Below are 12193 nucleotides of genomic sequence, written 5' to 3'. Positions count from 1 at the left end.
AGGACCTCAGGGCGAACAAGGACTTCAGGGCGAACGAGGACCTCAGGGCGAACAAGGACTTCAGGGCGAACGAGGACTTCAGGGCGAACGAGGGCCTCAAGGGTTTAACTTTCCAGTAACTACAGCTGTACTAAAAAATACACTTCCACAAATTATAGAACCCAACCAAAACATACAGTTTAACCTTACATCAAACATAAATAACATACATTTCAATACAACAGATACAATCACAATTCTTGAAGATGGTGTTTATATCATTGACTTTTCAGCTTCAACATTATTTTCAGGATCAGCTCCTTTTGGCTTTGGCATTTCCATTAATGGCAACATACCTTCAGATAACTTCTCAGCAAACGCAATTGGAAGTTCCATTACATTTTTAACAATTGAAACTTTAAAAGCCAAAACTACGATTACTATCCAATCTACTACTAATACAATTACCATTCCTGAGACAGGTGACACTACTGTCATCCTCTCTATCTTCCGTATTTATTAAAGGATTTCTAAAATATATAAATAAAAAAGAGCGAATTTCTCGCTCTTTTTACTATGTACATTTTTCTACTCTAATTCAATTGAAACGTTTTTTTGTGGAACAAATGTAGAAATAGCATGTTTATAAATAAGCTGTTGCTTACCTTCTGTTTCCAATAAAACTGTAAAGTTATCAAAACCTTTAATCAGTCCACGAAGCTGGAAACCATTTAATAAGTACAGCGTCACAAACGTATTTTCTTTACGGAGTTGATTTAAAAACTGATCTTGAATATTGATTGATTGCTTCATGTCGAATCCTCCTCTTTTTCTCTACTTACTTATTATTCGACTTTAGTTGCAGCTTTCCTTCTATGTACCGTAAAATTTCTGTTGTTTTTTCACCGTCGGTCACATCAAACCATGTAACATCCATTTTATTACGGAACCATGTTAGTTGACGTTTTGCATAGCGACGTGAATTTGTTTTTAATTGCATTATTGCTTCTTCTAGCGAAACATGCCCTTCGAAATAATTATATAATTCTTTATAACCAATCGCCTGAATAGATTGGCAGTCTCGAACTCCGTTTTCATACAAAGTATTTACCTCTTGTACCAACCCTTGTTCCACCATAAGATCAACACGTAAGTTGATGCGATCATATAACATTTCACGATTCATAGTCAAGCCAATTAATGAAACATCATATAATAACTCATTTTCCTGTTTTTCAAGTTGATCACTCATCTTCTGCCCTGTCGTATGAAAAATTTCTAGAGCACGAATGACACGCCTTACATTATTCGCATGAATACGATTCGCACTTTCTGGATCTACCTCTTGCAGTTTCTTATGTATATATTCTACACCATTTTCTATCGCTAATTTCTCCAGTTTCTCTCGATATACAAGGTCTCCAGCTTCATCTGTAAACTGATAGTCATATAAAACTGATTGTATATAAAGACCGGTACCACCAACAATAATGGGTAGTTTTCCACGTTCCGTAATTTCTCGAATATGCCCTCTAACAAGCTCTTGAAATTCCGCCACAGAAAATGAATCTTCTGGATTTCTAATATCGATCATGTAATGCGGAATTCCTTCCATTTCTTCTGTTGTTACTTTAGCTGTCCCGATATCCATCTTACGATAAATTTGCATCGAGTCTCCACTAATGATTTCACCATTTAACGCTTTTGCAAGATCAATGCTTAATTTTGTCTTTCCTACCGCAGTTGGTCCGATGATAACAGCAACTTTTTCGCGCTGCATTTCTCCCATATACTTCAACTCTCTTTATGTAATCTTATCCATCTGATCATTATACCCAATCTTACCAATTTTAATAGTCATAATGCAAGTTCTTTCAATACGGTAAATGAAATTCAAAAAATAGGCACGATACAGTATTAACCAACAGGACCATCTGCTTCCCCTACTGATTATTACTCCTAACAAATAGAAAAAATTTTCCCTCCCTTCTCTTTGAACCTTATGGTTAGGGTGTTACTACCCAAATAGCGAGATAAAATTGACATAGTTTGTCCAATGGTACATATACATGATAAAAAATAGGATTGGAGAGGATACAATGCAAATCGGACAAGCTACCATTAATTTCTCAACATTAACGGAAGAACTCATTTTGGCAACAGCAGTAAAAGAAAAAAACTGCTCACAAGAAGAATTATATTTCGCTTTAAATTGTTTACTACGTTCCTTTCATACATTATCCAACAATCAAACTTTAGATGAACCAACTAAACAATATGCACAAACTCAATTTTGCAGTGCCTATAAGATTATTACAGGCCGAACTGTGTATCCATTTTAATAATTTTAAACTCACAAAAATAGCTGTTAGGAAATTCCTAACAGCCTCAAAGACCAGCACTCAATATTTGAAAACTGGATTTATCTCTTTATCAACAATAGCATTATTTTAAAATTTTCACTTTTACAGTTTTACGTCCCCATTTATCAGCAGCTGAATCAGAGCCAACTAGAACGTCGATACGGTTACCTTTAATTGCACCGCCAGTGTCACCAGCGATTGCTTCTCCATATCCTTCTACCCATACTTTTGATCCTAGCGGAATCACTTTCGGGTCAACAGCGATCATCTTCATGTTTGGATTCGCTGTTAGGTCATGACCCATTGCAGTTAATACACGACCACCATATGTGCCGCCATTTTCGCTCGGATGAGCTGTATATGCTGTCGCTACAACTGTTAGTTCACGACCACCAGAAGGAGCGTTTGTTTCTGCTGCTTTCACTTGAGTAGCAGGTTTTGCTTGTGCTACTGGTGCCTTTGCCTCTGCTTTTGCAGGCACTTCTGCTTTTGCCTCTGCTTTTGCAGGTGCTGTAACTTTTGCAGGCGCTTCTGCTTTTGCAGGTACTGGCGTTTCTTGTTTTTCAATAACAGGTGCTGTACCTGTTAAGAAAGGAACATGAACGTAAGCCGTTTTCCCATTATATTCGAATTGTAACCACCCATTTTGTACTTGGTTCGTTGTTTCAATCATATCGTCTTTCTTCAGTGTACCAAGAATTTCTGAGTTTGTGCTCGCTTCAGCACGTACGTTTAATACATTTGCTGTTACGTAGTAGATGCTTTTTGTAAATTCTGCGCTTACGAATACGTCTTTACCGTCTAATTTGATTTTTGACCATCCGTTTTCTGTATTTGTAACATCTAATTTATGACCATTTAATAATTTCCCTACAACTTGTGATTCAGTAGTTGGGTTCTCGCGTACATTTAATACCTCTGTTGTTACAACAGTTTCTGCTTGTGCAGAAGTAGTGAAAATCCCAAGACCAAAAAACGCTGCCGCTGCTATACCAATTAATTTTTTCATGAATAGCCTCCATTTGCTTTGTTTTTGTGCCCTCATTATAGCAACAGTTTTTTAAGAGATTTAGGATATCACATAATTACAAACGATTCGTAATCAATCATTAATGCTTTGTAATATAAAATAGAATGAAAGAATGCTGTATTCTATATGTATTTTCAAGAGTTTTAATCGTTTTTTCTCTTTCAAAAGGTCATATTTTTTTGCAATAAAAGTAATAATGTTACCCTCTTGTTACAAAAAAACATCGAAACATTACAACTTTTAGTTACATTATGTCTTTTTACGTAATACATCTTTTGTATTTTACATATATAACCGAATCTAAAACTCCAAAAGGACAGCTACCTAGTAGAGTAACTGTCCTTTTGGAGTTTTTATGAAATTTTCTTTTTCCATATCCCTAGCATCAAAGCTGATACTACAGAGCCTATTAATATAGAAAGAATATATAGAACTGGTTTATTTACTAATAAAATGACGAATATTCCACCGTGCGGGGCTGGCAATGTAATTCCAAATAGCATCGATAATGCACCAGCAAGACTTGACCCAACAACACAACTTACAATTACACGGATTGGATCAGCTGCTGCAAACGGGATCGCCCCTTCCGTAATAAATGACGCTCCCATAATATAGTTTGTAAGACCTGATTTGCGTTCTGCTTCTGTAAATTTTGTTTTAAAAAATGTCGTTGCAAAAGCAATTGCAAGCGGAGGTACCATTCCACCAGCCATAATAGCTGAATGCACACCAAAATTCCCAGCTTCAATTGCAGCAATTCCAAATGTAAATGCTGCTTTATTAATAGGGCCACCCATGTCCACAGCCATCATCCCACCTAAAATGAGACCTAATACTATAGCATTTGCACCACCTAAACTATTTAACCAACTCGTTAACGTCTCATTTAAAGCAACAACAGGAGGATTTACAACTTTCAACATTAATACCCCTGTAAGTAACAAACCAAGTACAGGATATAACAAAACAGGTTTAATTCCTTCTAATTGAGCTGGCAAACCTGCTAATACTTTCTTTAATCCAAGTACAATATAACCAGCTAAGAAACCAGCAATTAATCCACCTAAAAATCCTGCATTTGCTTGTGCTGCCAAAAAACCACCGACAAGACCAGGCATAAATCCTGGACGATCAGCAATAGAACTTGCGATAAATCCAGCTAACACCGGAACAAGAAATGCGAACGCTCCCATCTTTCCTCCACCGATTGTCATGAGAGTCTCTGCAATTGGACCTTCCGCTTGAATTCCTCCGAAAGCAAAAGCAAGTGCAATTAAGATTCCGCCTCCAACTACAAACGGTAACATATTACTTACACCGCTCATCAAATGCTTATATATGCCCAATCCATTTTCTTTTTCTCCACTATCTACTTCTCTACTTTCTTTTCCACCTTTAAAAATTGGAGCATCTTGATTTACCGCTCGATTAATTAACTGCTCTGATTTCCGAATACCGTCTGCAACCGGGACTTGAATAACATGCTTTCCAGCAAAGCGATTCATTTCTACTTGCTTATCTGCCGCAACAATAATAGCTGTTGCACGTTCAATATCTTCTTTCGTTAACCCACTTTTCACGCCAGTAGAACCGTTTGTTTCGACTTTAATCGCAATTCCTAACTCCGCTGCTTTCGCCTTTAGACTATCCGCGGCCATATATGTGTGAGCAATACCAGTCGGACAAGCTGTTACCGCTAATATATATGGTTCATTTCCTTCGGGCTTTATTACTTCACTAAGTTCATCTTCTTGTTCGTTTGCATTTTCTTTTTCATCGAACAAGTGCAGAAGCTCCTCTTCACTTTTTGCTTCTAACAATTGTTTACGGAACTCCTCATCCATTAATAGCGTAGATAAGCGTGATAGCGTTTCTAAATGTGTATTGTTCGCTCCTTCACTAGCCGCAATCATAAAGAATAAATGAGCTGGTTGTCCATCAAGCGATTTATAATTGACACCGCTTACACTACGCCCAAAACAAATAGCTGGTTGTTTGACCGCTTTTGTTTTTGCATGCGGAATAGCAATCCCTTCACCAATCCCAGTTGTACTTTGCATTTCACGCTTTAAAATAGCCTCTTTAAATTCAGCTAGGCTATTTAATGTTCCTGCCTTTTCTAATTTCTCTACTAATTCATCGATGACAGCTTCTTTTTCTGAAGCTGTCAAATCCATGATAACGGTATCCCTTTTTAAAAGTTCTGTAATTTTCATACTCTGTTCCCCCCTATCGCTTTGTAATCATTACTTGCGATAATAATTCTTCTACTTTATCTTTCGTACATAAATCAGCCGAAAAAGCTGTTGCACTCCCTGTTGCGACACCATAACGAAATGCTTCCTCAACATCTTTCGTTTTTTCATATATCCCCACAAAACCCGCAACAAGAGAATCTCCTGCTCCAACAGAATTGATAACTGTTCCTTTTGGCACAGTTGCCTCATATACTCCTTCACTTGTAAATAACAAAGCCCCAGCTCCTGCCATAGAGACAATTACGTTCTGTACACCTTGCTCAATTAACTTTCTGCCATATGGAATAATTTCTTCTACAGTTGAAAGCGCTTCTCCAAATAATTCTCCAAGCTCATGATGATTCGGCTTTATTAAAAACGGCTTATTTCGAATCACATACTGAAGCGCATTTCCACTCGCATCAACTATAACGTTAATGTGACGTTCTGCTCCAAAAGCAGCAATTGTTTCATAAAATGTTTTAGAAATCGACGCTGGAATGCTACCAGCTAATACAAGATGATCACCAGCCTGCATATTTTCAATGTTGTTCATCAACTGCCCGAGCTGTTTATCCGTAATAATAGGTCCTTGACCATTCAATTCCGTTTCTTCCTGTCCCTTTATTTTCACATTAATACGTGAATCGCCATCTACATGAACAAAATTCGTTTTAACACCTTCATTTTCCAAAACACCTTCAATAAATTGGCCGGTGAATCCACCTATAAACCCAAGTGCTGTATTATCTATTCCAAGCCGATGAAGCACACGGGATACATTAATCCCTTTCCCACCAGGAAATTTCATATCTTTTTCTGCTCGATTAACAGTCCCCAGCATGAAATTCTCTACTTGAACAACATAATCAATCGATGGATTTAAAGTAACTGTATAAATCATCGTTTATCAACCTCAATTACGTTTGTTTTTCGTTTATATTCTTCTTGTTCTTCTTCTAATGCATTTGTAATAATTGTTGCCTCTTCAACACTTGCAATTTTCGCAAATGCAACTTCTGCGAATTTACTTTCATCTATTAAAAAATAACCTTCATTTGCTAATGTTAACGCCATTTTTTTCAGCGATGCTTCTTCAGGATCCGGTGTTGTATATCCAAGCTGTTCATGCACACCATTCGCTCCTAGGAAACACTTATCAAATCGATATTGCCCCATACTTTCCTGTGCCATTGCACCAATTAAGGCCTTTGTTCGACTCTTCATCATCCCGCCAAGCAAGTAAGCACGAATATTATTTTCAACTAGTGCTTCAATATGCATAAGGCCATTTGTAACAACCGTAACTTCTTTATCTGTTAAATATGGAATCATTTCAAACGTTGTACTTCCTGCATCTAAATAAATACAATCACCTTTTGCTACAAAAGACGCAGCATATTTAGCAATTTGCTTTTTTATTTGACTGTTTTTGGCTGATTTTTCAACCATCGTAGGCTCTTCACCTTTTCCAGTTAATACAGCAGCTCCGCCATGCACTCTTTTCAATAAACGCCCTTTTTCTAATTGCACTAAATCACGACGAATTGTTGATTCTGAACTTTCGGTTTGTTCCACTAACTGTTGTAATTTCACTACTTTTTTCTCTCTTACAAGCTGTAAAATTAGCTGATGACGTTCAGGAGTTAACATATCACTCACCTCTTCTTTAATTACAGTATAATGAAATCGGATTCAAAAATCAATCAAAAACATTCAATAACAACCAAAATAAATCACAATTCATTCAAACTCAATCAAAAAAAACCTTCTCGATATCTATCAAGAAGGTTTTCAAATCAGATTTACCTTTTAGAGCGAGGCCTTATAAATCGCTACTACATCTTCTTTATTTAATTTTTTAAAATGACCGAATTCACCATACACCATCGCTTTTTCAGCCATTACATTTATCTTCTCTTCTCCAATTTCATAGTCAGCTAAACGAGATGGTGCTTCAATAGATGTCCAGAAGTTGCGTAGTGCTTCGATACCTTCTAACGCAATTTCCTTATCTGCTTTCCCTTCGGTCTCTACGTTAAACACACGCACCGCAAATTGTTTAAAGCGATCTACATTTTCATCTAAAACATGCTTCATCCAATTTGGGAATAAAATCGCTAAACCACCGCCATGTGGAATATCATACACAGCTGAAACAGCATGCTCAATATTATGCGTTGCCCAATCACCTCGGACACCCATTGCTAAAATGCCATTTAGCGCCATTGTTCCGCAGTATAAAATTGTTTCTCGATGTTCATAGTTTTCTAAATCATTTAAAAGTTTTGGTGCTGTTTTAATGACTGTTTTTAAAATAGATTCACAATAGCGGTCTTGTAATTCTGTATTTGAGCCTTGATGAAAATATTGCTCTAATACATGTGACATAATATCAACCATACCATAAATCGTTTGATTTCTTGGTACAGAAGCTGTATGCGCTGGATCTAAAATAGAAAACTGCGGGAATGTAACAGGACTGCCCCACCCATACTTTTCATTCGTTTCCCAGTTTGTAATAACAGAACCTGCGTTCATTTCAGAACCTGTCGCTGCAAGAGTTAGTACTGTACCAAAAGGTAAAGCTTCATTTGCAAATGCTTTTTTTGTCACAATGTCCCATACATCACCATCATATTTACTACCTGCGGCGATTGCTTTTGTACAATCGATGACACTTCCACCACCGACAGCTAAAATAAATTCAATATCGTTTTCTTTACAGATTTGAATTCCCTTGTTTACAGTAGATAAACGTGGGTTCGGTTCAACACCTGTTAACTCAAAAATTTCTGCATCAATTTCTTTTAAGATAGAGATTATATTATCATATATACCATTTCGTTTTATACTACCCCCGCCGTATACGAGAAGAACCTTTTTTCCATACTGAGGAATCTCTGTTTTTAATTGCTCTAATTGCCCTTGGCCAAAAATAAGCTTTGTCGGATTACGAAATACGAAGTTTTGCATACTTTCCCATCCTTCCAATATAAAAATCAATATACTTTTGTATAACATATTTTGTTCGTTTCACAAAAATATTTGCTTCATAAAGTAAAACTTTCATCAGTGAAAGTTGACTCTCACTACTCAAGCTTTTCCTCACCTATCTTCTTTACCCCTCTTTAAATCTTAAGTTGCGGTATACAAGGCCTATAAATGAAATAAAAACATCCCAGCCAAAAGGCTGAGATGTTTTTATTAGTAATACGGTGAAATCATTAAGTAAACAATAACACCAGAAAGGCTTACGTATAACCAAATCGGCATCGTCCAACGTACAATCTTACGATGGCGAGTCAATTGGTTTGTAAAACCATATACAAGCGAGAATAACGCAAGTGGTACAATAATTGCTGCAAGGAAAATATGCGTAATTAAAATAAAGAAATACACATATTTAATAATACCTTCTCCACCAAAATGCGTTGCTGGTGCTAAGTAGTGATACGATAAATATGAAACACAAAATAGCAACGTTGTTATAAATGCCGCGAGAATAAAACCACGGTGCATCTTCACATTTTTCTTAATAATAGAAAACAATGCTGCCAATAAAAACACAAATGTAAAGCTATTAAAGATTGCATTTAACATCGGCAAAATTGTTACATCAAAATGTACTTCTCCTTTGTAGCCAACAGGTCCAAAAAACAAAAATAAAATAATCGCATTGACAATTACAGAAAGCGTTATCACAATAGGAGCATAGCTTTTCTGATTTGTTGATTGATTCACCAAATTGTTCACTCCTCTTCTTCTACATATGTATAATTAACCTCACTATTTTAACATATTATTCATAGTGTAAATGTGACAATACTTTGACACAGTAATATGAAACAAAAAAATCCTCCTTAACTATATTTCTTAAGAAGGATTTTATCGGTTTATTATTGAAATAGCAATTCGTTTAGTTTTTGTTAAAAAACGTGTCACTATATGCTTGAAAAATCTCTAATACTTGATATCCCATTAAAGAAATTGCTGTTAATGAAAAGAAACCAATCATAAGAAAACGAAACCACATATTATTCTCCTCCTTGTATTTAGCTTATAAACACTACAGTACAAGTCGGATAGCAATCTCCTTCTTCAGCTTCTTTTTTCTTCACAATAGCTGTTATAAATCGAATCATAAAGAATGTGATAAAAGGAAGTTCCGTCTGTTTTATATTGGCATAGTTGAGCAATGGTTCCCGCTCTAAATCGGACGGAGATGAAAAGGAATAGAACATACCTTGCTCTTCCATATACACAATTACAATTTTTAAACAGAATACAATCCCAAGAAATGAAACAATATCTTGCCAATCTGTTGTATACAAAACATTATAAAGATCCAATACGTACTCTTCCATCATCATCCCTCCTTCCTTTTTTACCATTTTCCTCGCCCGTGTATAAAAAGTCAAGAAAAATATTCTATATGCACTATGCCAATAGTGGTTACATATTTTCTACTTATACTTCTTGTTCTTGTAGTATCTGAACAATTAAAAAAGTACCACTTTTTGTAGTAACTGATATCTTACTAATACACTATTTTGTTTATTAGAGCATCCTTTTTTCAAAAAGACTTGAAGAAATTAAACAACAATAAATTGTATAGGTTTGTATACTCATCACATATAACTATTAAAACTATCATTTTCACATAATATACCAATTAATTGTTTACCATGAATTGACAAAAATATTCAAATTATGTAACATACTTTTATTGGTATGCTTGCAATGTATGTACTTTTTATTTACATGTCATTTTTGATGAAAGTTTTTACAGAATAACTCTAAGTAATTTTTACTTCTACTTACCAACATTATCATTTTTGGTGTTTTTGTGTTCATTCAAAAAAATTCATCAGTATGTTCTGAGAAGAGAAAACGCTTAGTCGAGGGATTTTACTCATTTCTCCGGACTTATCAATTTAACCATCAATGAGACTGAAAAACCCATTAATGGAAATGGATTAATGTATTGAAATATGGAGGGGTTAGTCATGTCTGTCTATGCACCACAAGAAATTACTGAATTGGCCGCAAATTCAGGTCAAAAAAAGGCACTTTTACCGCTACTACCTATGTTGATTCTAGGATTTTTTGGCGGCGCCTTCATCGCACTAGGTTATTTACTTGATATTCACGTCATTGGAACAATGCCAAAATCTTGGGGATCCCTTACTAGTTTTCTAGGAGCTGCTGTTTTCCCTATCGGCCTAATCTTAGTTATCCTTGCCGGTGGTGAACTAGTGACTGGTAATATGATGACCGTAACAATTGCTTGGTTTTCAAAAAGAATATCTTTCTCTAAAGTATTGAAAAATTTAATAATTGTTACGATTAGTAATTTTATTGGTGCTGTATTTGTAGCTTATTTTTTCGGTCACATTGTCGGATTAACAGAGGGACAATTTTTAGCAAAAACTGTATCTATCGCACAAGCAAAACTACATGATACACCATTACAGGCATTTATCTCTGCTATTGGGTGTAATTGGCTCGTTTGTTTAGCCGTTTGGCTCAGTATAGGGAGCAAAGAATTCACTGGAAAAGTGATTGGTATTTGGTTTCCCGTTATGACTTTCGTTGCAATCGGCTTTCAACATGTGGTTGCTAATATGTTCGTTATACCAGCCGCCATCTTTGCAGGGCATTTAACTTGGATGGAATACTTACCAAATTTCATTGTCGTCTTCTTTGGAAACCTAGTCGGTGGTATGCTGTTCGTAGCACTTCCTTACTTCTTAGCCTATAACAAACAAGTGCAGTCAAAAAGTGAAACAACGGAATTAAAGAAAAAATCTATAACTGCTTAACAAAAAGAATTTAATAGAAAACCTGTAGTACACTTGTTCTCTTCTCTTTTATACGTTATAATAACAACTTAAATAGCATTATTTACATATGAGGTGAAAATATGAACAAAACAGAATTAATTAAAAATGTAGCACAAACAGCTGAAATTTCTCAAAAAGAAGCTACTGTAGTTGTGCAATCTGTAGTAGAATCAATCACTAACACTTTAGCTGCTGGTGAAAAAGTGCAACTTATCGGATTCGGTACATTTGAAGTTCGTGAAAGAGCTGCTCGTACAGGTCGTAACCCACAAACAGGTGAAGAAATGCAAATCGCAGCTTCAAAAGTACCTGCATTTAAAGCTGGTAAAGAATTAAAAGAAGCAGTAAAATAATAAAAAAAGCCTTCTCGTTTATGAAGTGACCCCTAAAAGTTAAACACGGTTATTTCATTAGGCAGCTTGATAAAAGTGAGTCCGGTATTGTACCGGGCTCATTTTTAATTTTGCCTTTATCCGTTTGGTATTATAATAATCTATATATTTTTCTAATTCTATTTTGAAATGCTCTACACTTTCAAACTCTTTTATGTAGAGAAATTCAGACTTCATGATTCCAAAGAAATTCTCCATTACTGCGTTGTCGTAACAGTTGCCTTTACGAGACATACTTTGTACGATACCTCTTTCTTGTAATGCGTGACGGTACTGTTTCATTTGATAATGCCAACCTTGATCTGAATGCATCAATAGTTGGTGACTTTCAGGTAAACACTCT

General features: G+C 35.7%; 14 protein-coding genes. 4 read left to right on the top strand and 10 right to left on the bottom strand.

What is annotated here, in order from left to right; genetic code table 11:
* The first annotated feature begins 151 nt into the window (after nucleotides 1–151).
* On the top strand, nucleotides 152–502 hold the full coding sequence (locus M014_RS30655) for a Gly-Xaa-Xaa repeat protein (protein WP_441296546.1): 351 nt from the start codon (nucleotides 152–154) through the stop codon (nucleotides 500–502).
* 65 nt (nucleotides 503–567) lie between these two features.
* Here the strand turns inward: M014_RS30655 and hfq are convergent, their stop codons facing one another.
* The gene (hfq, locus tag M014_RS0115910) at nucleotides 568–792 is read right to left on the bottom strand and encodes an RNA chaperone Hfq (protein ID WP_000813896.1); all 225 of its coding nucleotides are present in this window, start codon (nucleotides 790–792) and stop codon (nucleotides 568–570) included.
* Nucleotides 793–817: 25 nt separating this feature from the next.
* Nucleotides 818–1768, bottom strand: coding sequence for a tRNA (adenosine(37)-N6)-dimethylallyltransferase MiaA (gene miaA / locus M014_RS0115905; RefSeq protein WP_026592631.1), 951 nt, complete (start codon nucleotides 1766–1768; stop codon nucleotides 818–820).
* 316 nt (nucleotides 1769–2084) lie between these two features.
* Here miaA and M014_RS0115900 point away from each other — a divergent pair, with 316 nt between their 5' ends.
* Nucleotides 2085–2321, top strand: a complete 237-nt coding sequence (locus tag M014_RS0115900; RefSeq protein WP_026592630.1) for a hypothetical protein — start codon at nucleotides 2085–2087, stop codon at nucleotides 2319–2321.
* Between the two features lie 103 nt (nucleotides 2322–2424).
* On the opposite strand, the gene M014_RS0115895 is transcribed toward M014_RS0115900, so the two are convergent.
* The 7 genes from M014_RS0115895 to M014_RS0115855 all read right to left on the bottom strand — a co-directional run bounded on the left by M014_RS0115895 (nucleotide 2425) and on the right by M014_RS0115855 (nucleotide 10006).
* Nucleotides 2425–3351 carry a 3D domain-containing protein gene (locus M014_RS0115895; RefSeq protein ID WP_026592629.1) on the bottom strand — a complete coding sequence of 309 codons (927 nt, stop codon included), beginning with the start codon at nucleotides 3349–3351 and terminating at the stop codon, nucleotides 2425–2427.
* Between the two features lie 374 nt (nucleotides 3352–3725).
* Entirely contained in the window at nucleotides 3726–5591 is a 1866-nt protein-coding gene (locus tag M014_RS0115890) for a PTS fructose transporter subunit IIABC (protein WP_026592628.1), read from the bottom strand.
* A 13-nt stretch (nucleotides 5592–5604) separates the two neighbouring features.
* Nucleotides 5605–6516 (bottom strand): 1-phosphofructokinase, encoded by a 912-nt coding sequence (pfkB, locus tag M014_RS0115885; RefSeq protein ID WP_026592627.1) that lies wholly within the window; start codon nucleotides 6514–6516, stop codon nucleotides 5605–5607.
* Nucleotides 6513–7265: a DeoR/GlpR family DNA-binding transcription regulator gene (locus M014_RS0115880; protein WP_026592626.1), complete on the bottom strand. Its 753-nt coding sequence runs from the start codon at nucleotides 7263–7265 to the stop codon at nucleotides 6513–6515. Before M014_RS0115880 ends, pfkB begins: the two co-directional genes overlap by 4 nt.
* A gap of 159 nt (nucleotides 7266–7424) precedes the next feature.
* Nucleotides 7425–8588: an iron-containing alcohol dehydrogenase gene (locus M014_RS0115875; protein WP_026592625.1), complete on the bottom strand. Its 1164-nt coding sequence runs from the start codon at nucleotides 8586–8588 to the stop codon at nucleotides 7425–7427.
* 231 nt (nucleotides 8589–8819) lie between these two features.
* Complete coding sequence (locus M014_RS0115865) at nucleotides 8820–9359, bottom strand: DUF420 domain-containing protein (RefSeq protein WP_026592624.1); 540 nt, start codon at nucleotides 9357–9359, stop codon at nucleotides 8820–8822.
* A 308-nt stretch (nucleotides 9360–9667) separates the two neighbouring features.
* Nucleotides 9668–10006 (bottom strand): hypothetical protein, encoded by a 339-nt coding sequence (locus tag M014_RS0115855; protein WP_026592623.1) that lies wholly within the window; start codon nucleotides 10004–10006, stop codon nucleotides 9668–9670.
* A 615-nt stretch (nucleotides 10007–10621) separates the two neighbouring features.
* Between M014_RS0115855 and M014_RS0115850 the strand changes: the two genes are divergently transcribed.
* Complete coding sequence (locus tag M014_RS0115850) at nucleotides 10622–11437, top strand: formate/nitrite transporter family protein (protein WP_026592622.1); 816 nt, start codon at nucleotides 10622–10624, stop codon at nucleotides 11435–11437.
* Nucleotides 11438–11538: 101 nt separating this feature from the next.
* Nucleotides 11539–11811: an HU family DNA-binding protein gene (locus tag M014_RS0115845; RefSeq protein ID WP_003199316.1), complete on the top strand. Its 273-nt coding sequence runs from the start codon at nucleotides 11539–11541 to the stop codon at nucleotides 11809–11811.
* Between the two features lie 57 nt (nucleotides 11812–11868).
* On the opposite strand, the gene M014_RS0115840 is transcribed toward M014_RS0115845, so the two are convergent.
* Nucleotides 11869–12193 (bottom strand): IS3 family transposase (locus M014_RS0115840; protein WP_026592621.1); only part of this gene is annotated, 325 nt, incomplete at its 5' end.

The organism is Bacillus sp. UNC437CL72CviS29 (genome assembly GCF_000482345.1).
Lineage (GTDB): Bacteria > Bacillota > Bacilli > Bacillales > Bacillaceae_G > Bacillus_A > Bacillus_A arachidis.
This window is presented reverse-complemented; position numbering and strand designations above follow the sequence as displayed.

Coding starts and splice junctions, on each gene's coding strand:
- hfq (WP_000813896.1), bottom strand. CDS start 792: ATGAAGCAATCAATCAATATTCAAGATCAGTTTTTAAATCAACTCCGT.
- miaA (WP_026592631.1), bottom strand. CDS start 1,768: ATGGGAGAAATGCAGCGCGAAAAAGTTGCTGTTATCATCGGACCAACT.
- M014_RS0115895 (WP_026592629.1), bottom strand. CDS start 3,351: ATGAAAAAATTAATTGGTATAGCAGCGGCAGCGTTTTTTGGTCTTGGG.
- M014_RS0115890 (WP_026592628.1), bottom strand. CDS start 5,591: ATGAAAATTACAGAACTTTTAAAAAGGGATACCGTTATCATGGATTTG.
- pfkB (WP_026592627.1), bottom strand. CDS start 6,516: ATGATTTATACAGTTACTTTAAATCCATCGATTGATTATGTTGTTCAA.
- M014_RS0115880 (WP_026592626.1), bottom strand. CDS start 7,265: ATGTTAACTCCTGAACGTCATCAGCTAATTTTACAGCTTGTAAGAGAG.
- M014_RS0115875 (WP_026592625.1), bottom strand. CDS start 8,588: ATGCAAAACTTCGTATTTCGTAATCCGACAAAGCTTATTTTTGGCCAA.
- M014_RS0115855 (WP_026592623.1), bottom strand. CDS start 10,006: ATGGTAAAAAAGGAAGGAGGGATGATGATGGAAGAGTACGTATTGGAT.
- M014_RS0115850 (WP_026592622.1), top strand. CDS start 10,622: ATGTCTGTCTATGCACCACAAGAAATTACTGAATTGGCCGCAAATTCA.
- M014_RS0115845 (WP_003199316.1), top strand. CDS start 11,539: ATGAACAAAACAGAATTAATTAAAAATGTAGCACAAACAGCTGAAATT.